Below are 24,306 nucleotides of genomic sequence, written 5' to 3'. Positions count from 1 at the left end.
GTACCAGCTCATCGATGTTCGTTTTCTCCTTATGGTAAACAGCGATCGCAAACGGCTCCGATATCCCCGACTGCCGTTAGTCGCTCCATCGGAACGTGAAGACCGGGCTCCCGTCCACAGTATATAACCGCCAACCGGGGCAGCTGAAATGAAAGCGGATGAAAAGAAAAAAGCACTGACGGCGTGGTTGCAACTGTTAAGAAATCCTGAGCCACAAATGCCCATTGAGGACCAGTACGACGAGCTTTTGAAGATGGCCGACAAAATGGAGCAAACAGACCTCATCACCGCCAAGGAATGGAGACAGTTAATTCGCGATGCAGGCGCCGTTTTTGAATACTCACGAGAACAGTTTGAGGACGAAAACTGACCTCACTCAGGCGCTCCATCCAACGTTGGGTAGGTTGAGTTGGCCGAAAAATACTTATGGAAACAATCTATTTTTATCTGGGTCGGTTCAAGATTCACGCTGGAGAAGCGGGTAGGGAATCAAGATGAGAGAAATAGCCGATAAGGTGCGGAAGGATAGAGAAACACTGTAACAGCCATATCGTGGACGATATGTTTATCTACAGTAATTCGACTGAAGTCAATCTTGTTTTTACGAGTAATAGATTAAGCGGCAGATAATGGCCGTTAGCCGCCATTACTGAGTGATCATTTCCCTGGTAAAACAGCGCTATAACTGCCTGTTTTGTTAGTTAGCGGATTCATGTCTGTGTAAACAATGTTCGGCCATGAGCCTGCTGATGCAGAAACGCACCTATGGCGGCTTTGCTGTGTCGGAAGCTCACTGTGGGCCAAGCCAGGTGTTTCCGACGCTGATGCCCAATGTGGTGTTTGAACGCAGTCGCCCTGTACTTGCGAGCGATACGAATGCTCGTAAGATCGGCAATACAATTGCACAAGCTGCTGTGCGAGCGCGGCGTCACCAGCTTAGGGATGGTGTTCGCACGCCCGGTGGCGCTTCTGCATACTCAGTTCCATGCTCGGGGATCTATGGTCAATGGAGCTGGCGCTCACATCGGCGACCTGCTTTTCGCGCAGGGACGCGAGCTGGCCGTAGTGGAGATACACAGCGAGGGAACGCCACGGCCCATCAGTTACCTACCTGCATTCGAGTATCGACGTACCTTGGCTCGTCATCAGTGCGAGTTCGAATCGTAACCTGAGCCGGGCCCTCGAACACGTAGTCCGGAAAAGAGGAGGAGGGTGACACATGTTCTTGATCGGCTGATTTCGTAACAGCGAACCTCCTTAACTCTCAGGTCGGCTCCAGGCTGCCGAAGCGCGCTGGGCATTGTGGAGGTTAGCCAACTCGGCGAGATAACGACTTGCACAGCGGCGTGGCATCGTCGAAGTGTCAGACCAACCGCAGACTCGCCGGAGTTCGTCAATCCTGGATGAGCCTGTTCAATGGTCAGGAACAGCCGACATTTGACAACGCTCGTATCGAAAGCGGCCGACCTCGATCCAAGATGAACAGATAGCGGTACGGCAATTTCATTGGTCTGCCGTCACGCTGGGGGCGTCGCTCGCCTTGGATATAACGCTCGTAGACCTCATACAACTTTGCGGAAATACCTACTGTCCGTCCGTGTGTTTCAGCGCAGGCTCTTCAGCCCGCAGGTCGTCTGGGTCATGTTCGCGGTCATTGATGCTGAAACAGGCATGCCGAAACCCTGATTGATATCCGTGGTGTAGAGCTTCAGAAGCTCTCTGCGACGGATACCGGTCTCCAGCAGCAATTCAATCACTAGCCAATTGCGCAACTGCAATCGTTTCGGGAACGGATGAACGGATGGAGTATGGGCAACGGTTCTGCGTTACTAGCTTGCACGAGCAGCGGGACACGCTGACCTGAAGAGAAACGGCACTGAATCAATTTCATCGGCGACCACCTCAATGACTCGCCATGATCACGTAGGACATGGCCCGTTGAGAGAGTGGACGCCAGAGGCGGCCTTGTCGAATCAAAGCCTTACGAACCTTATGAACATGGCACATAATTTAACATAATATACATTACACGTAACAAAGCATTACGAAGTCAGACCGGTTGCGCACACCATTTCGATCTCCAGCATCGCTCTCAAAGGACCTGATCCTTGATGCCTTCAGATCCTTCCATTTGAAATGTGCTGCGCTCAATCCTCGTCACGCGTCAGCTTTTCAATCAGCGCTCGATGCTGTGGATACTGCTCTGTGAGTTTCCGCCGATTCCCCATTTCCATATCTGCGAAATCAAATCCTGGTGAAACCGCTTCGCTGATCAAACCGAATCCGTTCGAACCATCGAGTAGCCTGGACGCTTTCCAGATTCCGCCCGGTACGTGCAGCTGCAAATGTTGCCCGGCCAGAATGTCGTTACCCATCACGAATGTTTGCAGCGAACCGTCAGCATGAATCAGGCTGTACTCGATGGCGTCGCCCAGATGGAAATAATGCAGGATGTCGGAATGATTGAAATGGAACTGACCCACCGGCGATTCCTCGGTCAGCAAGTAGTAGATCGACGTCATGAGGAATCGTTGGCCACCGTTGGTTTCGAGCATGTCCCGATGGTCGGACTGGTAGGTTCTGCGAAAGAAACCGCCTTCGACGTGTGGCTTGAGATCTAATGCAGTAACCAGGTTTGACGAAGTCATCGCGTGTGGATTCATGACCTGCTCCCATGTCTTTTAGTACACTACGTAATAACTCGACTAAACGACCATTTAGTGTAGTTATCCGTATTTTCGACGATTTTAACCACTTTATCGCAATGCCCCGCCCCTGACGGCAAAGGCGTTGCATATGTATCAAATGGAACAGGGTAGCGCCGCAGGTTTGACAGCGCGCACCCGACGCGGGTGTTGAGTACACCTGGCAATGCCCGGAATGAGGCTTGCGCCCTCCCCCCCCCAGAAACAGCCGACACCAAATGTCGCCTGCTCTGACAGAGCGCCGCCTGGACAATCACTCATGCGCGGCCTCCTCACCTTTTTGATACTGCAGGTGCAAATGCAACTGGGTGACCAGTCCAGGTAGGACTCGGGGCCCAGATCGCGACGAATGTCCAACAAATCGCTATTGGTCTTGGCTTTGGCACTGACAGGGGGAAAAGCATTGGCATAAACCCCCAGTTCGACAGGATGATCCAGGTTTTCAATCACAGCGCGTGCCTCAATCAAAGCCGCGACCATCACTTCCGGCTGGCTGCAATTGAAGAGCACCACTTCAGCTCCCAGTTCGGCCGCCACACGAACCGCAATTGCGGCTCCCGCCCCTCTTCGTCCAACAGCGTGAGCTTGATCGACTCATCGACGGGCCAGCGTCTGGCAGCAGACTCGGCCCGGTTTTGATGGAGTGTTCCGTGCTCGTGAAGGCGCTATCTCAGAACCACCACGCAGGGTGAACGAACATCAAACGGCACGACCTTGATCCCTCTCCAAAGCCGCAAAGCCGCGCTGCAGATCTTCAATCAGATCGGCGACATCCTCCAGGCCAACGTGCAAGCGCAACACCGGACTCAGTGAGCGATCCACCGCACTGCTGCGGTCCTGGATCAGACTCTCAAAACCGCCCCAGGAAGCCCCCAATCCGAACACATCAAGACGCCGGTCAACTCCCCTTTTTCCGTTACACGATCCAGGATGGGGCCAGCAAAAGCGGCAGAGCAACTGGCGGCGAATGCCAGGCCCAGGGACAGCAATGACAAGGTTTTCAAGTGCGGAAGCTCCAATCAGTTATAGGGTCTGATTAGATTAAAACGCACTATAAAAAACGTTTGAACTCGTTTTGTGGAATAAGAAACTTGCTTCAAGCTATATGGCATCTCAGGGCATCGATGAATGTCGGCTTCCGCGTTTCCGTCGGCGTCGCCATCACCCTTGCTGAAAACAGACGCTTTGCAAATACTCATGTGAGGGCTAATGTAATACTCACTACAAAATAAATGTCTTTCTCTACATGAATAATTGGCTGGCTCTAATACTCGGTTTGCCCACTGCCAACGCTACCGAACGCATGCGGGCGTGGCGTGCCTTGAAAGCATCGGGCGCAGCGGTGTTGCGCGATGGAGCCTATCTCTTGCCCGACATCGGTATCTGTCGTGAAACGCTGGCCGCCGTCGAACGCGACATTCTGGCCATCAATGGCACCGCATTTATCCTGCCCGTCGTCGACCCTGGCGGTGAGCGTTTTGTCCATTTGTTCGATCGCAGCGATGACTACGACAAGCTGCGCGCTGAAATCGAAGCGTGCGCGGGACAGCTCAATACTGAAAACGTCTCGGCCATTACGAAACAGGTTCGCAAACTGCGTAAAACTTACGAGCAGTTGACCCATATCGATTACTTCCCGGGCAGGCCGAGGCAGCAGACGGACCAAGCCTTGCGGGGGCTTGAGATTGCCATCAGCCGTGCCCTGTCCCCGGACGAGCCACACAGCAGCAGCCAGCCTGTCACGGTGCTTGATCGTGATGATTACCGGGGACGTGTCTGGGCAACCCGCAAACGCCCATGGGTTGATCGCCTGGCTTGCGCCTGGCTTATCCGTCGTTTCATTGACCCTGACGCCCGGTTCCTCTGGCTGAACACGCCGCAGGATTGTCCGGCCGATGCCTTGGGGTTCGATTTTGATAACGCGGCTTTCAGCCATGTCGGCAACCGAGTGAGCTTTGAAGTTTTGCAAGCCAGTTTTGCACTCCAGGACTGCGGCTTGAACCGCATTGCGGCGCTGGTGCACTACCTCGATGTCGGTGGCGTTCAACCTGAAGAGGCTGCCGGTATCGAGCGCGTGCTCACGGGGCTGCGCGAAACCATCCTCCATGATGACCACCTTCTGGCTGCTGCGAGTGCTGTCTTCGACGGTTTGCTCGCCGGGTTTGCGAAGGATGACCAATCCAATGAGTAAAGTTATGGCACCCACGATTGAAAACGAATTGCCGAGACCGCAAACCGTCAGTCTGCGTGAGGCGTTCTGGTTTTGGCTGAAGCTCGGCTTTATCAGCTTCGGTGGGCCAGCCGGGCAAATTTCGATCATGCACCAGGAGTTGGTAGAGCGGCGGCGCTGGATCTCCGAACGCCGCTTCCTGCATGCGCTCAACTACTGCATGCTGCTGCCCGGGCCTGAAGCCCAGCAGTTGGCAACCTACATTGGCTGGCTGATGCATCGAACCTGGGGGGGCGTGATCGCGGGGGCACTGTTCGTGCTGCCCTCCTTGTTCATTCTGATCGCCCTGTCCTGGATGTATATCGCATTCGGCGAAGTGCCCGTGGTGGCCGGGCTCTTCTATGGGATCAAGCCCGCCGTGACGGCTATTGTGGTGCAGGCGGCCCATCGGATCGGATCTCGGGCGCTGAAAAATAACTGGCTGTGGGCGATAGCGGCGGCGTCATTCACTGCGATCTTCGCGTTCAATGTTCCGTTCCCCTTGATTGTGCTGGGGGCGGCATTGATCGGTTATGCCGGCGGTCGCCTGGCACCCGAGAAATTCAGGACCGGAGGCCATCGCGCCGACAAGAAATCCTTTGGCCCGGCTCTGATCGACGACGACACCCCTCCCCCGGAACACGCCCGTTTCAGCTGGATGAAACTGACAGTGCTGGCACTCATCGGCGTCGGGTTGTGGGTACTACCGATGGGCGTGTTGACCGCCGTTTTCGGCTGGGAAGGCACCTTCACCCAAATGGGCTGGTTTTTTACCAAGGCTGCGTTGCTGACCTTTGGTGGAGCCTATGCGGTATTACCCTATGTGTATCAGGGCGCGGTCGGTCACTATGGCTGGCTGACACCCACACAGATGATTGACGGCCTGGCGCTGGGGGAAACCACGCCCGGGCCGTTGATCATGGTGGTGGCCTTCGTAGGGTTTGTCGGTGCCTATGTCTCACAGGTATTCGGGGCCGATCAGGTCTTCCTGGCCGGGGCTGTGGCCGCCACCGTAGTGACATGGTTCACGTTCCTCCCCTCGTTTCTGTTCATCCTCGCAGGCGGCCCATTGGTGGAATCCACCCACAATGAACTCAAGTTCACTGCGCCACTGACGGCCATTACTGCCGCCGTGGTTGGCGTGATCCTCAATCTGGCCTGCTTCTTTGGTTATCACGTTCTTTGGCCAGAAGGCTTCAGCGCCAATCTCGACTGGCCTTCAGCGCTGATCGCGATATCCGCCGCCATTGCCTTGTTTCGCTTCAAGCGGGGCGTTATCCAGGTGTTGCTGGGCTGCGCGCTCGTAGGCCTGGCAGTGCATCTGCTGCGCTAGTGCTCTTTGACAGGGGAAGCAGCGATCAGCAGATCGATGCCCCATGCCCGCAAAATGTTTTCAGCAACGGCTCTGGTGGTCACGCGATTGCCAGATTTGCCTGAGCCCACGTTTCGGCGGTCGTGACCGGCCCGGCACGAGCTCGGTGGAATTCCGCCTCATGTCGAGTACGAACTGACACCACTGGGCATGGGACTGCTGATCCGCATGTCTCCCATGCGGATGTGGGTAGTCGAACACGTCGAGGACTTCCGCAAGGCGCGGCGTATTTTCGACAGTCAGGACGGTAAAAAACCTTCGTGGCAAATCCCCACCGCCATTCCAGCAGATTCAGACGCCTCTCAATAATTGCCTGCAACCGCGATGTTCAGACTGTAGAGGTCTAATGAAACCCGAAACCCGCTTAGGAAAACCTCTACAAAATAAAAGATTCTGTATAGATAAATATGGAATATTTGTGAGCAAAATCAGTACATTATGAATTGTCAGACAATTCTTTGAATTTTTTATCACAGCAAAAATCACTTACTCATGAGCCAAGAAGGAGCAGTACTCGTGAGTCAGGTAAATATTTTTGTTATTGAGTACAAGCTCCACGGAAGACCCGTGTCGTTTGTCATCCGAACCAAACTGATGAACAACGCGGAAGCTTGGCAATGGGCGAGCTGTGACGCAGGCATCGCTCCTATCCCCAAGCCGGGACGACCTCCTCTCAAACGGTTCTCAAAACCAATGGCGGAACGATTCGGCATTACCGACGTGAAGTGGCGAGCAAGTAGCGCCGTCACATGGGAGGAGGTTTGAGAAAATGATTGAGGCAATGGCTGGGTCACCCGATGAGCCGTCATGGGATGACCAGATAGCTGCAAATTCAGAACTGTTTCGCAAAGCTGACCGGCTTGACGAAGCCGCTTACAAGATCATCCAGGATGATCGAGACAATGCAGACACTTGGGCTCGCTTTACTGAAGCGAAAGCTCACGCAGATGCGTGTCGAACCGCTGCCTATCAGGATTGGATGCGTATCAGAAGATCGATGAAGAGATAATGAGCGCGCGTCTTGCCGCGCTGTCCGCCAAATGCATTGGCAACTCACCCGGGCGTGCAGCTTCAAGCGCCCGGGCCGACGCCAGCAGCGTGCGCGGCCGAGCAGGTTACTTGCGGCGTTCGCCTCCGGGCGAGCCGCCATGAAAGACCTGAGTTTCGAGATAGAGAGTGTCGTAAAGCCAATCTCGGTTTCCGCACACAACCAGACGGCCAGAGCCGTAGATCAAGCGCAAGATTTGAGCGCAGGCAAGACGGTGTTCAGCCAATGAGCTTTGTTGGCATTCTTGACTTCAAATCAAATTAATTTGACTCACACAGGGCTTAATCTGCCCCTGCAAACTGCGCAGACTGCGAACCATTGAACACTCACTGGATCGCACCATGCCTCTTTCTTCGCCCTCGTGCTCCGCACTCGACCGTTTGACCGCCGGTGGATTCAGCATCGGCATCGAAGCTCCGCTCGACAACGACTGGACGCCAGCCGGAGAACACGCACGCCAGCAAGCCAGTCGCCTTCCGGGCGAACCGGATCTGCAGCGTCACGCCGATCTGGCACGACTCGCCGACAATCTTGGCTTTCGCGCCCTGTGGATACGCGACGTGCCGGTCTACGACCCATCCTTCGGTGACGCCGCTCAGGTGTTCGAGGTGTTTTCCTATCTCGGTTACCTGGCCGGGATCACCCGCGACATTTTGCTCGGAACTGCTGCGGTGGTGCTGCCCATCCGCGAACCGTTGCTGACATTGAAAGCGGCAGCGACCGTGCAGCATTTAAGTGGCAACCGCCTGCTGCTCGGCGTTGCCAGTGGTGACCGGCCAGTGGAATACCCGCTGTTTGGTCGCGACTTCGATAACCGGGGCAACAACTTCCGTGAGCAGGTCGCGCTTCTGCGCAACGGCGCGACGTCGCGGCTGCCTTCGGGGCTGGCGGTGCTGCCCGCGCTTACATCGCCACTGCCGTTGCTCGTGGCCGGTCTGGCTCAGCAAAGTCCGGACTGGATCGGCCAGCACATGGACGCAAGTCTGGCCTATCCGGGCTCACCCAGCGACCACGCGCGCCGCATCGCAGCATGGCGCGCAGTGGCGGGATCGAAACCGTACGCCACATTCATCCACGTGGATCTGGACGAAAGCCCCGATGCGCCCTTGCAGCGCTGGCGCTTCGGATTTCGCTCAGGTCGCGAAGCGCTTACCGCTGAACTCCATGCATTGCGCGCCATAGGTGTCGATCATGTAAGCCTGCATTTTCGTCGCAACCGACGCCCACTCGACGAGACGCTTCGCGAGATCGCCGAATACGTGTTGCCCCATTTCCATACCCCGATAAGTGGGCAGAGCTGATCAACGTCGATCACCCACTCGCAACAAACCCTTTCTAGCCAGCACGTCTGCGTCCCTCGCGCGGCGCTAAACCCGCGCGACCGCAAAATCCTGCTCAGCTGAAAAATACCGGAGATACACAATGAAGACATTTTCAAAACTTGCCCTCGCGGCCCTGTTACCCCTTGCCATACAAGCCGCCTCCGCAGCGGATTGGTACCCGTCCGCGTACGGTCCGAACGATGAAATCGGCGCCGCCAACCTGTTGACCCCGGATGTCGTCAAACAGGCGGTCGGCCTGGTCAAGACGGGCAAGACCTATCCGCTGGCCGTCCCCGTGGACAAGAACCTTCCGGCATTTCGCCATCGCAGCTTCCGCCTGTACAACGTGCAGGTCGGGCAACAGGCCGGCAAATCGCTGGGGCCGAACAAATTCACTTTCAACGATGAACTGGTGAACGCCTGGACCGGCGTTGGCACCCAGCTCAACGGGATTGGCCATATCGGCATCGACAACGTGTACTACAACGGCAACAAGGCGGCAGACTTTGTGACGGTTGATGGCGTCACCAGACTCGGCGTCGAGAAAGTGCCGCCGATGGTGACTCGCGGCGTGGTGCTGGACATGACCGCCCATTACAACAAGGCCATCGTGCCCGGTGGCACCGAGTTCAGCGTGGCCGATATCCAGGCAGTGTTGAAGAAGCAAGGCCTGACGCTGCGCAAGGGCGATGTGGTGCTGTTCAACACCGGCTGGCTGGAATTGATCGGCAAGGACAACCAACAGTTCCTGGAAGTGGAACCCGGTATCGGCATGGAAGCGGCGCAGTGGCTGGCAGACCAGGGTATCGTCGCTTTCGGCGGCGACACCTGGGCCTCCGAGGTTTATCCGAACCCACATGGCAAGGACGAATTCCCGGTCAACCAGTACATGCTCGCCAAGCGCGGCATCTATAACCTTGAACTGATCGACAGCCGTGCGCTGGTGCACGACAAGGCCTGGGAGTTCCTGTTCGTGCTCGGCCAACCGCTTTATGTGGGCTCGACTCAAGTCAACATCAATCCGGTTGCCATTCACTGACCGCTCTATTACTGACCTCGGCCCGCAGCGAACCCTCTCGCCGCGGGCTTTTATGGTTTGGCGAGTGCGCCATGCCCACCGCGAATGGCTGCGTGAAATAAAGAAGCTCGAACCGAGACTGGCCAAGTCGGGACTGCCCGAGTACAACGTGGAGCAGTTCCCTGGAGGTCCCATGCAAGATCTACGTCAATTGCGCTACTTCGTCGCCGTCGCCGAATGTGAAAACGTCGGCCGCGCGGCGGAGCAGCTACACATTTCCCAATCCCCCCTGAGCCGGCAGATCGCCCAGCTCGAGGATCACCTCGGCCTGGCTCTGTTCGAGCGGCGTAACCAGCGGCTGTTCCTGACCGTCGACGGACGCACCTTCCTGTCCGAAGCCCGCGCCCTGCTCAAGCACGCCGATCGTCTGGAGTCACTGGGCAAGCGTCTGGGCCGTGGTGAGGAAGGCGGTCTGTGCATCGGCTACGTCAACCACGCCGTGCATGCCGGCGTCCTGCCTGGCGCTGTCCGGGCAATTCGTGGCGAACGTCCGCAGATCCATATCGCCCTCTACAACATGACCCCGCGCGAGCAGTTCGAAGGCCTGCGCCAGCGCAGCCTGGACATCGCCCTGGTCTGCGAGCCCCCGCCGGAAAACGATCCTGACCTGCTTGCCCTGCCCGTGCTGGACGACCCCATGCTGCTGGCCATCCCCGCCGGACATCCGTTGGCGGCCAAGGCCGAACTCACGCCGGCCGACCTGCATGAACAGGAGTGGATCATCACCGGTGGCCAGCCCGACCAGATCAACAAACGCGATGATTTTATTGCGCGCTGCGCCGATGCCGGCTTCACCCCGCGCCTGTCACTTGAAGCGACCGACCCACTGAGTGTGCTGGGGCTTGTGTCCGCAGGCCTGGGGCTGGCCATGGTCCAAAGCAGCCTGACCGCCAGTGCGGATGCGACGGTGGTTTTGCGTCAGCTGGACTGGTTCAGGCCCTGCGTACAGTTGTGGGCAGCCTGGCACCAGGTGGATTTGCGCCCGATCGTCGGCATTTTCCGCGAACAGGTGCTGGCATTGGCTGAGCAGACCCGAAAAGCCTGAATACTGCGGTCCTTAAACCTGCGCACCCGCCAATACGATCTGACGAAAGTCGCCCACGATCGGACGCAGATCGACACGGTGCCAGGCCGCCCAAAGGTCGACGCTCTGCTGCAACCACGGCAACTCGCGCAGCACCACGTTTGGGGTGCTGTCGCCGCCAATGCTCTGCTGGATCAGCGCCAACCCCAGGCCTGCGGATACCAGCCCCAGCGCACTCAACGGTTCGGCGGCCTCCAGCCGGATCTGTGGTGCAAAACCTGCCTCCACACAACGAGCCATGAAACGCTCACGTCGGTTGGGCGTCGCGTGTCCGTCGACCATAATCCAGTCCTGCTCGTGAAGGTCGATCGGGTTAATCTGCGCCTTGTCCGCCAGTGGGTGTCCGGAAGGTAGCGCGAGATACAGCGGGTCTTTGAATACCGGTGTGACCAGCAGATCCGGATCACCCTCCGGTATCGGCTCGCACACCAGCGCGATATCGAGGCTGCGCTGACGCAAGCCCTCGAATTGCTCCTGGGCCGAAAGGTTGTACAAGGCGATATGAATGTTCGGCCGTTCCTCTCGCACCTGGCGCAACGCGTTTGGCAACACCCCGGCATGGATGGCGTGGTTGACGTAGCCAATGCACAGTCCGCCCGACTCGCCCCTGCCTAGCCTGCGGCCGAGTGACTCCAAGCGTTCGGCGTGTTTGAGCAGGGCCTTGGCCTCGTGCAGGAAGGTGCGTCCGTCGGAGGTAATGCGCAGCCGCTGTTGGCTGCGTTCGAACAACTGCAGACCGAGGCGTTCTTCGAGCTGGGCAATCTGCCGACTGAGCGGCGACTGGGAGATGTGCAGTTGTTCCGCCGCCTTGCCCACGTGTTCGAACTCAGCCACGGCGACGAAATAACGGAGTTGTCTGAAGTCCAGCATATAAGCCTTCGAAATGAAAAAAGCCGTGATTGACGGCGGATTCGGATGCAAGGCTGGCGTTGAGACCTGGGGCCGCTCTGCGACCCCAGGTCATCGATCAACCTTTGAGTGCCTGCTTCAAGGCCGCCAGACCATCCTGATAGATGGTGGTGAACATCGCTGTCGCTTCGGCATCGCTGACACCTACCGGCACAAACGAGCCAGACCATTCCACGCGAGCCCCTTGGCCAACCGACACCACACGCAGGGTCGACTGGTAGTCGCGAACCGGCGCCGGGCCTTGAAGATTCGCTGATCATCGGGCTGGAGATCGCCGGCGAGGTGATCCAGACAGGCAGCGGAGTGACCGGCTACACCGTAGGAGACCGTGTGATGGGCGTCGTTGGCGTTGGCGCCTATGCTGAACTGGCTCGCATCGACTACCGCATGGCCATGCCTATCCCCGCGCAACTGGATTATGTACACGCAGCAGCTATCCCGGAGGTGTTCGTCACCGCCCATGAAGCGATGATGCACCTGGCTCGCCTCAAGTCCGGCGACTCGGTGTTGATTCACGCGGCGGCCGGCGGTGTCGGATCTGCCGCCGTGCAACTGGCCTACGCCACCGGCGCCACGGTGTATGCAACCACGGAGGGCAGCAAGTTATCGCGTATCGAACATCTGGGGGCTGACGTTGCGATTGACTACAAGACCCAAGACTTTGCCGAAGTCATTGCCGATAAGACCCATGGTCGAGGGGTGGATGTCGTTATCGACTTCATCGGCGAACCCTATTTCGCACGCAACATTGCGTCGCTTGCTCACGGTGGCCGCCTGGTACAGGTCGGGATTCTGGGGGGGTGGCGGCAAGGTAAGCGTGGAGCTCGAACACATCCTCTATCGGCACCTGCAAATCATCGGCACGGTCATGAAATCGCGCACGCAGCCGGAAAGCACGCCATGATCCAGCGCTTCCGTGAGCATTGGCTAGATCGCTTCGAGGGCGCGGGAAGCCTGGAACCGGTGGTGGACAGCACATTCCCGCTCGCGCGTGCTGCCGACGCTCACCGGCGAATGGAGTCTTCAAGGAACGTCGGGAAAATCATTCTGACAATGCACCCGGAAGATTCGCCGTAGCACAACAGCAGCGTTCAAGGATGAACATTCATTCATCGAAAGCAGGCTTCGATGCGTCTAGTCTGCGGGTTACGACATAGTGACTACAGGAGTAACCCACCATGTTCTCGCACGAAAGCCTCCCGCTGATCATCCTATTCATCATCCTGCTGATTGGCGTACTGACCGCCATCCTCCATCCCGTACATGCGTTCCATAGCTGGCTTCAGAGACGCCGGAAAAGATCATCCGCCGAAGTTGTCAGCAAGGCGGATTCACGCTGACGTGCAAAACAGGCCCGGATGAATCCGGGCCTTTTTCTGCGTGCAGGCAATGGCGCCAGAAAGCGCAATGATCAATATTCGCCCCTCTCCCCCTCTACACAAGAAAAGCTTCACGCTGTGAAGTGAGTCTTCCTCTCTGCACGAAAAAATGCCGCTTCATTGTCACCTGGCATTTTTCCGCCTATCTTGATTAAAACCTATACAAACTCATTAGCTGCGTACAATTTCTTTTACTACGGATACGCTTCCACGCGAGATTCCGTCGCGAGATACCTTAATGGAGACGCCCATAACCCTGTACGCGCCCCTCACTGCGTACAAGAAAATGCATCGAACGTTCTCCCTCAACACCTGCGATCAGGGAGCAAGGCAATGACTCGAATACTGCTGTTACTGGCACTGATGATCAACCTCGCAAGCTGCAGCAACGTGGATGTCACGCGTTATGCCGATCAACAACCGGCACTGAGTCTGGAGCGCTTTTTCAGCCAGCCCGTCAAAGCCTGGGGGATATTTCAGAAGCCCGGCGGCGAAGTGACCAAGCGTTTCGAAGTCACGATCGTCAGCCGTCGCGAAGGCAACAACCTGATTCTCGATGAGCGCTTCCTGTACAGCGACGGCACCCGCCAGCACCGCGTCTGGACATTGACGCCCGAGGGCCATGGACGCTGGAGTGGTCGCGCCGGCGATGTGATCGGCGCTGCCCAGGGCCAGATTGCCGGGAACGCCGTGCACTGGGTTTATCGCCTGAACCTGGCGGTCGACGATTCGACCTATGAAGTGAGCATGGACGACTGGATGTACCTGATGGATGAGGACACGTTGATCAACCGCACCAGCATGTCCAAGTTCGGTGTCGAAGTCGGACAGGTGACTTTGTTCTTTCGCCGCCAAGGCACCGAAGCAAGTCAATGAACCGTACATCCCAGAGCTCCATTGAATGAACGTTACCCGCCGCTTGTGCCTGGTACTGGGCGACCAGTTGTCGTTTGACCTGGCTTCCTTACAGGCACTCGATGCCGAGCGCGATACGGTGTTGCTGGTTGAGGTTATGGAAGAAGCCAGCCACGTGCCCCACCATCCACAGAAGATTGCCCTGATCTTCAGCGCCATGCGCCATTTCGCCCAAGCGCTACAAGACCAGGGTGTACGTGTTCAATATGTCACTCTGGATAATCCGGAAAACAGCGGTTCGGTGCCCGGTGAGTTACTTCGCTGGCAAGCGCTGTTGCAGGCCGAGCAAGTGCACGTCACTGAGTGTGGCGACTGGCGGCTGGAGCACTCGATGAAGGAATGCGGCTTGCCGATTCACTGGCACGCCGATACGCGTTTTCTGTGCGGTCGCGAAGAGTTCGCTTCATGGGCCGAAGGCAAGAAACAGCTGCGCATGGAGTTTTTCTACCGGGAGATGCGCCGCAAGAGCCGGTTGTTGCTCAATGGCGATGGCTCGCCGGTGGGTGGCGCGTGGAATTTCGATGCCGACAATCGCAAAGCCCTGCCCAAAAACGTGAAAGCCCCCTACCCGGCACGCTTCAGCAACGACGCAATTACCCGCGAAGTATTGGCACTGGTCAAGGCGCGTTTCAGCCAGCACTACGGCGCGCTCGATGACTTCAACTATCCCGTCACCCATGCCGATGCGCAGGCATTGTGGGCGTACTTTCTCGACTACGGTCTGGCCGGGTTTGGCGATTACCAGGACGCCATGGCCAGCGATGAGCCGTTCCTGTTTCATGCGCGCATCAGCGCGGCGCTCAACATCGGCCTGCTGGATCTGCGGCAGTTGTGCAGCGACGTGGAGTCGGCGTACTGGGCCGGCAGCGTTGCGCTCAATGCCGCCGAAGGTTTCATCCGGCAATTGATTGGCTGGCGTGAATATGTGCGGGGCGTGTACTGGTTGAAGATGCCTGATTACGCGCTGGGCAACTCGTTCGGCAACACCCGGCCCCTGCCCGAGTTTTACTGGACCGGCGACACGCAAATGAACTGCATGCGCCACGCCATCGGACAAAGCTTGCAGCATGCCTACGCGCATCACATCCAGCGGCTGATGGTCACCGGCAACTTCGCCCTGCTCGCCGGTATCGCGCCAAGCCAGATCTGCGAGTGGTATCTGGCGATCTACATGGACGCCTTTGACTGGGTCGAGCTGCCCAACACGCTGGGCATGGTCATGCACGCCGATGGCGGTTATCTCGGTTCCAAACCCTATTGCGCCAGCGGCCAGTACATCAATCGCATGTCCGATTACTGCCGCGGTTGCGCGTACAAGGTCAGCGAAAGCACGGCAGACAATGCCTGCCCGTTCAATTCGCTGTACTGGCATTTCCTGATGCGCCACGGTGAGCTGCTGCGCGGCAATCAGCGTATGGCGATGATGTACAAGAACCTCGACCGCATGCCGCAGGCCAAGCAAGAGGCACTGTGGCAACGCGGCCAGAGGCTGCTGACTCGCCTGGATAACGGAGAGTCAATCTGAAATCAGCGTTCGCCCGACGCGACCTTGCTTCGCCAGTGAAACTTGGCGACGACGCAACATCTGGCCTGGCTATGCGTCGCTGCGGCGCTGAGTTTCTCAATCATGCGCATTGACCGAGCGGGGTCTGTGCCCGTTACAAGGACGACGATCGTTTTAAGGTCTCACTCGGAAATTCCTTGAACAACGCCCGATAACTGCTTGAAAACCTTCCCAAATGCCAGAACGACCAGTTCATCGCCACTTCTGCAACCGTAGTCTCCGAAGGCGAACACTTGAGCAATTCCCGCCGCGCACTATTCAACCTGCGCAACCGCAGCCAATGAGTCGGTGACATCCCAGTGTACGCCTTGAAGGTCTGCTGCAACTGGCGCAGAGATACGCCTGCAACCCGCGACAATTCCAACAGATTGAGGGTTTCATCCGGTGAGTCCGCGGCCCACTCCCCGACTCTTTTAAGGGTCGTGCGCTCTTCGGCACGACGCTGCAGACCACCGCGATCCAGGCACACGCTCGCGTTGTCGAGGATGAACAAACAGTCCTCCAACAACTGCTGGGTCAGCGCCTCTTTACTAGGCTGATCAAGGGATTGCGACAACTTCGTGAGAGTCGAGCTTAACCAGCGGCTGAACAATCCGTTCTGCGCGCCATTGAGCGGCGCCATGAACAGACCTTCCAGCCTGGCCACGTCCAGTCCGTTGCGCTGGACGAATTCGGGGCCGAACACCACGGCGATTTCCTGGTAGTTCTCCGGAGTGATCCAGATGTTGCGGCTCTCTTCATTCAACAGATAAAGCGCGTTGTCGCTGCGATCAAAACAGAACGCCAGAGCACCTGATGGCGCGCTGAAATTCTGCTCGACCCGGGTGTTCATCTGTTCTTCGTAAACCTCCACACCCTGCAAATCCAGATAGCGAATCTGCCCGGCGAAATGCCCCGGCGACATCTGCTGGTAATGCTGGACCCAACCCGGTGTGGCGCGGATTTGCTCGGTGACATCGGCGGTGTTGAAAGCTTGAACCTGGAGCGGATTACACGTTGTCATGGGAGACCTTGCGCACTCTTTTGGTGCGCTTTGGTGCTGCTGAAAGTGGATAGATGGAACGTCAAGGCCCGCCCAAGATAGTAGTCAACGCGCCACAGGGGAAGCCTGCGAAAGATGAAACCGCACTTCCCCCGCGTCAACAAAACCAACGACGAGGTCTTTATGAATGCCCCTTTCGATCAGCTGTTCACATGGCTGAAAGATCACAAGATTACCGAAGTGGAATGCGTGGTCAGCGACCTGACCGGCATCGCCCGCGGCAAGATCGCACCGACCAACAAGTTCCTGCATGAGCGAGGCATGCGCCTGCCGGAAAGTGTGCTGCTGCAAACGGTAACCGGGGATTTTGTCGACGACGACATCTACTACGACCTGCTCGACCCGGCCGACATCGACATGGTCTGCAAACCAGTGAGCGACGCGGTGTACGTGATCCCGTGGGCCATCGAGCCGACCGCCATCGTCATCCACGACACCTTCGACAAGTTCGGCAACCCGATCGAACTGTCGCCGCGCAACGTGCTGAAAAAAGTCCTGCAGCTGTACACCGACAAAGGCTGGAAGCCGATCGTGGCGCCGGAAATGGAGTTCTACCTGACCCAGCGCTGCGAAGACCCGGACTTGCCGCTCAAGGCACCGCTGGGCCGTTCCGGTCGCGCCGAAAGCGGTCGTCAGTCGTTCTCCATCGACGCCGCCAACGAATTCGATCCACTGTTCGAAGACGTCTACGACTGGTGTGAACTGCAAGGTCTGGATCTGGACACGCTGATCCACGAAGACGGCCCGGCGCAGATGGAAATCAACTTCCGTCACGGCGACGCACTCGATCTGGCCGACCAGATCACCGTGTTCAAACGCACCCTGCGGGAAGCGGCGCTCAAGCACAACGTCACCGCGACCTTCATGGCCAAGCCGATCGGCGATGAGCCCGGCAGCGCCATGCACCTGCACCAGAGCGTGGTGGAAACCGCCACTGGCAAGCCGATTTTCGCCAATGCCGACGGCAGCATGAGCGATCTGTTCCGCCATCACATCGGCGGCCTGCAGAAATACATTCCGAAAGTGCTGCCGATGTTCGCGCCGAACGTGAACTCGTTCCGCCGCTTCCTGCCGGACACCTCGGCACCGGTCAACGTCGAATGGGGCGAAGAAAACCGCACTGTCGGTTTGCGGGTTCCAACCTCCGGGCCTGAGGCGATGCGGGTTGAAAACCGGTTGCCAGGCGCTGACGCCAACCCGTACCTGGCCATCGCCGCGAGCCTGCTGTGCGGCTACATCGGCATGGTCGAAGGCGTCGAGCCGAGCGCTGCCGTCGAAGGCCGGGCTTACGAGCGCCGCAACCTGCGCCTGCCGATCACCATCGAAGAAGCCCTGACCCAGATGGAAGAGTGCGACACCGTCGCGCAATACCTGGGCAGCAAGTTCGTGCGCGGCTACGTCGCGGTGAAACGCGCCGAGCATGAAAACTTCAAGCGAGTGATCAGTTCCTGGGAGCGCGAGTTCCTGTTGCTGAGCGTTTAACCAAAACAAAAACAACCAACCCAACGATCGTTCCCACGCTCTGCGTGGGAATGCCTCAATGGACGCTCTGCGTCCGCTTTGGGACGCGGAGCGTCCCGGGCTGCATTCCCACGCAGAGCGTGGGAACGATCAATCGAAGAGGTGTCGATATGCGTCTGTTGAAATCCATGATCCCCGCAGCCCTGGCCCTGGCGTGCAGTGCCGGAGCCCTCGCCCAACCCCAGGTCAGTGTCTACAACTGGACCGATTACATCGGCGAAACCACCCTCGCCGACTTCCAGTCCTCCAGCGGGATCAAGGTGATCTACGACGTCTTCGACTCCAATGAAACCCTCGAAGGCAAACTGCTCGCCGGCCGCACCGGCTACGACGTGGTGGTGCCGTCCAACCACTTTCTCGCCCGTCAGGTAAAGGCCGGCGCGTTCCTCAAACTGGATCGCTCGCAACTGCCGAACTGGAAAAACCTCGACCCGAAACTGTTGGCCCTGCTTGAGAAGAACGACCCGGGCAACGAACACTCAGTGCCGTACCTGTGGGGCACCAACGGCATTGGCTACAACGTCGACAAGGTCAAGCAAGTGCTGGGCATCGATCACATCGATTCCTGGGCCGTGCTGTTCGAACCGGAGAACCTGAAGAAACTCACCCAGTGCGGTGTGTCGATGATGGACTCGGCCGATGAAGTGTTCCCGGCGATCCTCAACTACATGGGCATGGACCCGCGCAGCGAGAAACCCGAAGACTACAAGAAGGCCGAAGAGAAACTGCTGAGCATCCGGCCGTACATCACCTATTTCCACTCCTCGAAATACGTGTCTGACCTGGCCAACGGCGACATCTGCGTGGCTTTCGGTTACTCCGGCGACGTGTTCCAGGCCGCCAACCGCGCCAAGGAAGCCAAGAACGGCGTGAACATCGCTTACTCGATTCCCAAGGAAGGCGCGAACCTGTGGTTCGACCTGCTGGCGATTCCCGCCGATGCCCGCAACACCAAGGAAGCCCACGCCTTCATCAATTACCTGCTCGATCCGCAAGTGATCGCCAAGGTCAGCGCCTCGGTCGGTTACGCCAACCCGAACCCGGCGGCCAAGCAATTCATGGATGCCGAGCTGGTCAACAACCCCGAGGTCTACCCGTCCCAGGAAGTCCTCGACAAGCTCTACATCTCCTCTACCCCGCCCCAGTCGATCATGCGTCTGATGACCCGTTCCTGGAGCAAAGTGAAGTCGAACAAATGAATCAGTACACCCAGGAACACGCCCACTCCTACTACGCGGCTTCGGCCCGGACCAGCACCCCGTATCTGCAACTGGATGGCGACTTGATCGCCGATGTCTGCGTGATCGGCGGCGGCTTCACCGGCGTCAACACCGCGATCGAACTCGCGCAACGCGGGCTCTCGGTGATCCTGCTCGAAGCGCGGCGCATCGGCTGGGGCGCCAGCGGGCGCAACGGCGGACAGTTGATTCGCGGCATCGGTCATGACGTCGAAGGTTTCGCCCGGCATGTCGGCAGCGAAGGCGTGCGCTACCTGCACCGGGCCGGGATTGATTCGGTGGAGCTGGTGCGCCAGCGCATCACCGACAACGCCATCGAATGCGACCTGCGCTGGGGCTTCTGCGAACTGGCCAACACGCCGGCGCAGTTCGACGCCTTCAAGGCCGAGCAGGACAGCCTGGCGGAGCTGGGTTACCGCCATGCAACGCATCTGGTCGCCCCCGCAGACATCCGCCGACAAGTAGTGAACGCGGGCGTCTACAAGGGTGGCCTGATCGACATGGGCTCGGGGCACCTGCACCCATTGGATCTGGTCCAGGGCGAAGCGCGGCTGGCAGCCTCACTCGGGGTGCGGATTTTCGAGCAGAGCCCTGTGCTGGAAATCGTCCATGGACCGACCGTTCAAGTGCGCACCCAGAGCGGCACCGTACGCGCCGGCAACCTGGTGCTCGGCTGCAATGCGCACCTGGACGAACTCGAACAACGACTCAGCGGCAAGGTACTGCCCGCCGGCAGTTACATCATCGCCACCGAACCACTGTCAGCGGAGCGCGCCGCCGAGCTGATCCCGCAGGATCTGGCGCTATGCGACCAGAAAGTCGGCCTCGATTATTACCGGCTCTCGGCAGACCGGCGCTTGCTGTTCGGCGGCGCCTGCCATTATTCGGGACGGGATCCGGCGGACATCGCCGCCTACATGCGACCGAAGATGCTCAAGGTGTTCCCGCAACTGGCGGATGCGCACATCGACTATCAGTGGGGCGGCAAGATCGGCATCACCGCCAACCGCTTCCCGCAGGTCGGTCGACTCAAGCAACACCCGAACGTGTTCTATGCCCAAGGCTATTCCGGCCACGGCCTGAACGTCACCCACTGGTGCGCCAAACTGCTGGGCGAAGCGATTCATGCCGGGCACAGCCAAGGCATGGACGTGTTCAGCAATGTGCCGCACATGACCTTCCCCGGCGGCCCGGCGCTGCGTTCGCCACTGCTGGCACTGGGCATGTTCTGGTATCGCCTGCGGGAAATGCTCGGCTGACGCCTCAACATTTGCTCTATCGCGAAGCACTTCTATATTGATGAGGTGCTTTTGCGTTCCTGACGCTCGTTGCCCAATAAACCCTGGAGGTCATGGATGGAGTCGTCAGCAGCCGATCAACCGCGAACACCCGGCCAGGCGCCGATCAAGACCCGGCGTTTCAGTATCTCGCTGGTGTGGATCGTGCCCATCGTCGCGGTGCTGGTGGGCATTTCGCTGGTGGTGCACAACCTGATGCAGGAAGGCCCGACCATCGTTGTCACCTTCAAGACCGGCAGCGGTCTGACCGCCAACAAGACCGAAGTCAAATACCGCAACGTGGTAATCGGCCACGTAACGGATGTCGAGTTGAGCGACGACCAGAAAAGCGTCAACGCCACGATCAAATTGTCCAAGCAGGCCGAGACCTTCACCCGCAAGGATTCGCAATTCTGGGTCGTGCGCCCGCGCATCGGTGCCGGTGGCGTGTCAGGCATCGACACCCTGCTCTCGGGCGACTATGTCGGCGCCGACATCGGTCAGTCCAACAGCCGCTCCAAACATTTCGCAGGCCTGGAAAACCCTCCGCCGATCACCTACGGCGAGCCGGGCAAACGCTTCAAACTGCACACCCAGGACCTGGGATCACTGGACATTGGCTCCCCGGTCTATTACCGCAAGATTCCGGTCGGACAAGTCGTCGCCTATGCGCTGGATGCTGACGGCAAAGGCGTGGACATCGAGATTTTCGTCCATGCGCCCAATGATGCCTATGTGACCGAAAACACCCGGTTCTGGAATGCCAGCGGGATCGATGTCAACGTCGGCGCCAATGGTTTCGCGGTCAAGACCGAATCACTGTCGACGTTGCTGGTCGGTGGTATCGCCTTCCGTGCGCCGGAATACAGCCCCAATGATGTGGCCGCCGCCGAGCAGAAGACCTTCGATCTGTTCGACGATCAGGTTGCCGCCCTCGCCCCGCCCAACGGCAAACCGCAATACCTGGCCCTGCGCTTTGATCAGGCCTTGCGCGGGCTCAAGGTCGACGCCCCGGTGGAGTTCCTCGGTGTTGAAATCGGTCGTGTGGTCAGCGTCAATCTGGATTTCGACGAGAAAAAACGCAGCTTCCCGGTCAATGTCGGGATCGTGATTTATCCGCAGCGCCTGGGCCAGGCTCATATCAAAATGCTCAAGGTGCTCAAGCATGATCCCGAGGACGAAGCGGCGGCCGTGCGCCTGATCGGCACCTTCGTTGAAAATGGCCTGCGCGCCCAGGCCCGCAGCGGCAACCTGTTGACGGGCCAACTGTATATCGCACTGGATTTCTTTCCGAAGGCAGAGAAAGTCCCGTTCGATGCCAGTGCCCGACCGATTGCCATTCCTACTCTCCCAGGCAGTCTCGAACAGTTGCAGGAAAAGCTTGAAGCGATGATCGACAAGCTCAACAAGTTGCCGGTGGAACGTATCGCCGGCAACCTCGACAGCAACCTCGTGGAATTGCGCAAAGGCCTGACCCAATTCAATGCCAAGACCTTGCCCGGTGTGCAGACCACCCTCGCCGACGTGAGCAAGACCCTGCAATCGGCCAGCTCGACCCTGGCCGAGGATTCGCCGCAACGCGAACAACTGACCCGCACCCTCGACGAACTCGGACGCATGTCACGTTCGCTGCGTGAATTGTCCGATTATCTGGGTCGCCATCCGGAATCGCTGATTCGTGGCCGTCCCGACAACGCCGCGCCGTCGGATCTGAAAGGGCCGCCACGCAACTGAGCACAGGAGCTGTCCCATGGCTTTACCGCTGAAGTTCACCGTGCTCGCTGCATGCCTGCTGTTGGGTGCCTGCCGCAGCGACCCGATCAGCTTCCACACGCTGACCCCGGCGCAGCCGCCGGCCGGGAAGTCAGCCGGTGAAATCACCATCGAAGGCATCAGCGTCCCGCCGCAGGTCGACCGGCCGCAGATCGTCATCCGCCAGGGCAACAGCGGCCTGGCGATTCTTGAAACAGAATGGTGGGGCGCCAGCCTGGGCGATGAATTGCGCAGTGCTCTGGCGGATCAGCTGAGCAATGCCGGCGGCCAGCGTAAGGTGTCGGTACGCATTGATGTGCAACGTTTCGATTCCATTCCCGGCCAATACGGGTTGATCGACGTCAAATGGCGTTTGCGCCAGGCCGACGCAGGTGACAATGGTCTGGTCGCCTGCCGGTCCGTCTTGCAGACGCCCTCCGGGCCAACCATCGACGATCTGGTGACAGCCCAGCAGAACAACGTCAGGCGCCTGGCCGCCATGATCAGTCAGGCCGCCGGCAGTTCGCGGGGTTGCCCACCGGCATCCTGACTCGCAGATTTCAGCGTGACGGTAAATCGACAACCGTTGGGCTCCCGGGTCACGAGTTCCACCTGCCAGCCTTCACGGGTGCAAATCCGCTGCACCAGCGACAACCCCAGACCCAGCCCTTCGCCACGACGCTCGTCGCCGCGCACGAATGGCTGGAACATCGCCTGACGCCGCGCCTCGGGAATGCCGATGCCGCTGTCTTCGACGACAAATCCGCCCTCCCTGACGATCAACCGGACAAAACCGCTATCGGTGTAATGCCAGGCGTTACGCAACAGATTGCCCATCACCGATTGCAGAAAAGTCTGGTTGTAACGCCCGTCGCCACCCGGTTCGATGTCACAGAAAAAATCCAGGCCCTTTTCCCGCACCAGTCGCCCCCAGATTTCACTCTGCGCCTGCGCGACATCGTTGAGCGAAACGCAGATGTCACCGCCACCATCTTCCTGCGCGCGGGCGAGCATGAGAAACGTCTCGACCAACTGGCGCATTTCATGGCTGGCCCGGGCGATGCGATTGACCTGTGCAGCAGAACGGGTATCGAGCGATGGATTGGCCAGCAGTAACTCGCAGGAGCCACCGAGTACCATCAACGGCGTGCGCAATTCGTGACTGACATCGCTGGTGAACAGCTTTTCGCGGTTCAGTGTTTCGCGCAAACGGCCCAGTGTCTGATCGAAAGAAAGCGCCAGCTCCCCGACCTCATCCGCCGCGTAATCGGGGTGCAATGGGGGTGCCAGCACCAGTAACTGATCGCGGTGGCGGACCTGACGCGCCAGACGTATGACCGGCGCCATCACCCGCCGCGCAAGCAATCGCCCGAGCGCTATCGCCAACAGGATGCTCAGGATGAATCCGACAGTGACCACAATAAACAGCAGCCTCTCACGCTTTTCGAGACTTTCCTGGTCGCGCAGCAACACATATTTTCGTCCCCCCACGACCTCGACCATGGCGAAGAAATCGTCGCCGTCGAACATGACTTCCTGAAAACCCGGCGACAGTGCCGCCAGCGACGGGACAAGCGCCATCGGACCGGGCCCGCCTTCGAAGAAAAACAGTTCACTTTTCTCCGGTCGATGGCTCCAGCGACTGATGTCATCCATCGCCAGCAACCGGTGCAGACCGCCGCTCAACGTGGTGGTGGTCAAGCGGTGTTCCACCACATGCACCGTGGCCACGATTCCCAGCGCAAACACCCCGGCCACGAAGGCACTCATCAAGGCGAACACGATGACGATCCGTTTAGTGAGGCTTTGCTTGAGATCCATTCGTTTCGACGACTCCACCACGGGTTCAAGACGTTCCGGACAGCTACAGGCCTTCACTGTTTTCAGCGCC

At 58.5% G+C, this 24,306-nt stretch carries 24 protein-coding genes and 3 pseudogenes; 18 read left to right on the top strand and 9 right to left on the bottom strand.

Features of this window, described 5'->3' with window-relative positions; all coding sequences use genetic code 11:
- Nucleotides 1-148: 148 nt before the first annotated feature.
- Entirely contained in the window at nucleotides 149-370 is a 222-nt protein-coding gene (locus tag CAF63_RS18675) for a hypothetical protein (RefSeq protein ID WP_085687234.1), read from the top strand.
- 1,234 nt (nucleotides 371-1,604) lie between these two features.
- Here CAF63_RS18675 and CAF63_RS29025 read toward each other — a convergent pair.
- The 5 genes and pseudogenes from CAF63_RS29025 to CAF63_RS29020 form a co-directional block, all read right to left on the bottom strand.
- Nucleotides 1,605-1,757: a hypothetical protein gene (locus tag CAF63_RS29025; protein ID WP_256574528.1), complete on the bottom strand. Its 153-nt coding sequence runs from the start codon at nucleotides 1,755-1,757 to the stop codon at nucleotides 1,605-1,607.
- 390 nt (nucleotides 1,758-2,147) lie between these two features.
- A complete protein-coding gene (locus tag CAF63_RS18660; protein ID WP_085687232.1) occupies nucleotides 2,148-2,663 on the bottom strand; it encodes a cupin domain-containing protein in 516 nt (171 codons plus the stop codon).
- A gap of 138 nt (nucleotides 2,664-2,801) precedes the next feature.
- Nucleotides 2,802-3,242 carry a hypothetical protein gene (locus tag CAF63_RS28855; protein WP_178081306.1) on the bottom strand — a complete coding sequence of 147 codons (441 nt, stop codon included), beginning with the start codon at nucleotides 3,240-3,242 and terminating at the stop codon, nucleotides 2,802-2,804.
- 162 nt (nucleotides 3,243-3,404) lie between these two features.
- Nucleotides 3,405-3,596: pseudogene (locus CAF63_RS18650) on the bottom strand (hypothetical protein); the annotation flags it as partial.
- Nucleotides 3,590-3,709, bottom strand: a pseudogene (locus CAF63_RS29020) (amino acid ABC transporter substrate-binding protein); the annotation flags it as partial. The pseudogenes CAF63_RS29020 and CAF63_RS18650, both read right to left, overlap by 7 nt.
- A gap of 242 nt (nucleotides 3,710-3,951) precedes the next feature.
- On the opposite strand from CAF63_RS29020, the gene CAF63_RS18645 reads away from it, so the two are divergent.
- The 8 genes and pseudogenes from CAF63_RS18645 to CAF63_RS18610 all read left to right on the top strand — a co-directional run bounded on the left by CAF63_RS18645 (nucleotide 3,952) and on the right by CAF63_RS18610 (nucleotide 10,779).
- Complete coding sequence (locus tag CAF63_RS18645) at nucleotides 3,952-4,896, top strand: chromate resistance protein ChrB domain-containing protein (RefSeq protein WP_085687230.1); 945 nt, start codon at nucleotides 3,952-3,954, stop codon at nucleotides 4,894-4,896.
- Nucleotides 4,889-6,247 (top strand): chromate efflux transporter, encoded by a 1,359-nt coding sequence (chrA, locus tag CAF63_RS18640; protein ID WP_085687228.1) that lies wholly within the window; start codon nucleotides 4,889-4,891, stop codon nucleotides 6,245-6,247. Before CAF63_RS18645 ends, chrA begins: the two co-directional genes overlap by 8 nt.
- A gap of 132 nt (nucleotides 6,248-6,379) precedes the next feature.
- A pseudogene (locus CAF63_RS29015) lies at nucleotides 6,380-6,595 on the top strand (winged helix-turn-helix transcriptional regulator); the annotation flags it as partial.
- A 207-nt stretch (nucleotides 6,596-6,802) separates the two neighbouring features.
- A complete protein-coding gene (locus CAF63_RS18635; RefSeq protein ID WP_085687226.1) occupies nucleotides 6,803-7,051 on the top strand; it encodes a DUF6555 family protein in 249 nt (82 codons plus the stop codon).
- Nucleotides 7,052-7,055: 4 nt separating this feature from the next.
- A complete protein-coding gene (locus CAF63_RS18630; RefSeq protein WP_143492470.1) occupies nucleotides 7,056-7,295 on the top strand; it encodes a hypothetical protein in 240 nt (79 codons plus the stop codon).
- A gap of 380 nt (nucleotides 7,296-7,675) precedes the next feature.
- Nucleotides 7,676-8,635 (top strand): TIGR03571 family LLM class oxidoreductase, encoded by a 960-nt coding sequence (locus CAF63_RS18620; protein WP_085687222.1) that lies wholly within the window; start codon nucleotides 7,676-7,678, stop codon nucleotides 8,633-8,635.
- 121 nt (nucleotides 8,636-8,756) lie between these two features.
- A complete protein-coding gene (locus tag CAF63_RS18615; protein ID WP_085687220.1) occupies nucleotides 8,757-9,695 on the top strand; it encodes a cyclase family protein in 939 nt (312 codons plus the stop codon).
- A gap of 172 nt (nucleotides 9,696-9,867) precedes the next feature.
- Nucleotides 9,868-10,779: a LysR family transcriptional regulator gene (locus CAF63_RS18610; RefSeq protein WP_085687218.1), complete on the top strand. Its 912-nt coding sequence runs from the start codon at nucleotides 9,868-9,870 to the stop codon at nucleotides 10,777-10,779.
- A 12-nt stretch (nucleotides 10,780-10,791) separates the two neighbouring features.
- On the opposite strand, the gene CAF63_RS18605 is transcribed toward CAF63_RS18610, so the two are convergent.
- Both CAF63_RS18605 and CAF63_RS18600 read right to left on the bottom strand, forming a co-directional pair.
- Entirely contained in the window at nucleotides 10,792-11,688 is an 897-nt protein-coding gene (locus CAF63_RS18605) for a LysR substrate-binding domain-containing protein (protein ID WP_085687216.1), read from the bottom strand.
- A gap of 97 nt (nucleotides 11,689-11,785) precedes the next feature.
- Nucleotides 11,786-11,926 carry a hypothetical protein gene (locus CAF63_RS18600; protein WP_371807416.1) on the bottom strand — a complete coding sequence of 47 codons (141 nt, stop codon included), beginning with the start codon at nucleotides 11,924-11,926 and terminating at the stop codon, nucleotides 11,786-11,788.
- An 83-nt stretch (nucleotides 11,927-12,009) separates the two neighbouring features.
- Between CAF63_RS18600 and CAF63_RS18595 the strand changes: the two genes are divergently transcribed.
- The 4 genes from CAF63_RS18595 to CAF63_RS18585 all read left to right on the top strand — a co-directional run bounded on the left by CAF63_RS18595 (nucleotide 12,010) and on the right by CAF63_RS18585 (nucleotide 15,546).
- Nucleotides 12,010-12,804 carry a zinc-binding dehydrogenase gene (locus CAF63_RS18595; RefSeq protein ID WP_371807415.1) on the top strand — a complete coding sequence of 265 codons (795 nt, stop codon included), beginning with the start codon at nucleotides 12,010-12,012 and terminating at the stop codon, nucleotides 12,802-12,804.
- A gap of 101 nt (nucleotides 12,805-12,905) precedes the next feature.
- Nucleotides 12,906-13,067 carry a hypothetical protein gene (locus CAF63_RS28850; RefSeq protein WP_164872148.1) on the top strand — a complete coding sequence of 54 codons (162 nt, stop codon included), beginning with the start codon at nucleotides 12,906-12,908 and terminating at the stop codon, nucleotides 13,065-13,067.
- Nucleotides 13,068-13,439: 372 nt separating this feature from the next.
- The gene (locus CAF63_RS18590) at nucleotides 13,440-13,982 is read left to right on the top strand and encodes a DUF3833 domain-containing protein (RefSeq protein WP_085687212.1); all 543 of its coding nucleotides are present in this window, start codon (nucleotides 13,440-13,442) and stop codon (nucleotides 13,980-13,982) included.
- A 25-nt stretch (nucleotides 13,983-14,007) separates the two neighbouring features.
- The gene (locus CAF63_RS18585; protein WP_085687210.1) at nucleotides 14,008-15,546 is read left to right on the top strand and encodes a cryptochrome/photolyase family protein; all 1,539 of its coding nucleotides are present in this window, start codon (nucleotides 14,008-14,010) and stop codon (nucleotides 15,544-15,546) included.
- 133 nt (nucleotides 15,547-15,679) lie between these two features.
- Here CAF63_RS18585 and CAF63_RS18580 read toward each other — a convergent pair whose 3' ends face one another.
- A complete protein-coding gene (locus tag CAF63_RS18580) occupies nucleotides 15,680-16,588 on the bottom strand; it encodes a helix-turn-helix domain-containing protein (RefSeq protein ID WP_085687208.1) in 909 nt (302 codons plus the stop codon).
- 162 nt (nucleotides 16,589-16,750) lie between these two features.
- Here CAF63_RS18580 and CAF63_RS18575 point away from each other — a divergent pair, with 162 nt between their 5' ends.
- The 5 genes from CAF63_RS18575 to CAF63_RS18555 all read left to right on the top strand — a co-directional run bounded on the left by CAF63_RS18575 (nucleotide 16,751) and on the right by CAF63_RS18555 (nucleotide 22,965).
- Nucleotides 16,751-18,109 (top strand): glutamine synthetase family protein, encoded by a 1,359-nt coding sequence (locus CAF63_RS18575; RefSeq protein WP_085687370.1) that lies wholly within the window; start codon nucleotides 16,751-16,753, stop codon nucleotides 18,107-18,109.
- Between the two features lie 149 nt (nucleotides 18,110-18,258).
- Nucleotides 18,259-19,347 (top strand): polyamine ABC transporter substrate-binding protein, encoded by a 1,089-nt coding sequence (locus CAF63_RS18570; RefSeq protein ID WP_085687206.1) that lies wholly within the window; start codon nucleotides 18,259-18,261, stop codon nucleotides 19,345-19,347.
- Nucleotides 19,344-20,645 (top strand): FAD-binding oxidoreductase, encoded by a 1,302-nt coding sequence (locus CAF63_RS18565; protein WP_085687204.1) that lies wholly within the window; start codon nucleotides 19,344-19,346, stop codon nucleotides 20,643-20,645. Before CAF63_RS18570 ends, CAF63_RS18565 begins: the two co-directional genes overlap by 4 nt.
- A gap of 96 nt (nucleotides 20,646-20,741) precedes the next feature.
- On the top strand, nucleotides 20,742-22,397 hold the full coding sequence (locus CAF63_RS18560; protein ID WP_085687202.1) for an intermembrane transport protein PqiB: 1,656 nt from the start codon (nucleotides 20,742-20,744) through the stop codon (nucleotides 22,395-22,397).
- Nucleotides 22,398-22,413: 16 nt separating this feature from the next.
- Entirely contained in the window at nucleotides 22,414-22,965 is a 552-nt protein-coding gene (locus tag CAF63_RS18555) for a membrane integrity-associated transporter subunit PqiC (protein ID WP_085687200.1), read from the top strand.
- Here CAF63_RS18555 and CAF63_RS18550 read toward each other — a convergent pair.
- Nucleotides 22,923-24,236 (bottom strand): HAMP domain-containing sensor histidine kinase, encoded by a 1,314-nt coding sequence (locus CAF63_RS18550; RefSeq protein WP_085687198.1) that lies wholly within the window; start codon nucleotides 24,234-24,236, stop codon nucleotides 22,923-22,925. The genes CAF63_RS18555 and CAF63_RS18550 overlap by 43 nt on opposite strands.
- Between the last annotated feature and the right edge of the window lie 70 nt (nucleotides 24,237-24,306).

The sequence above is a fragment of the Pseudomonas sp. B20(2017) genome (genome assembly GCF_002113125.1).
In the GTDB taxonomy this organism is placed as follows: domain Bacteria; phylum Pseudomonadota; class Gammaproteobacteria; order Pseudomonadales; family Pseudomonadaceae; genus Aquipseudomonas.
The sequence above is the reverse complement of the archived record's forward strand: the minus strand, read 5'-3'. Positions and strand labels throughout refer to the sequence as shown.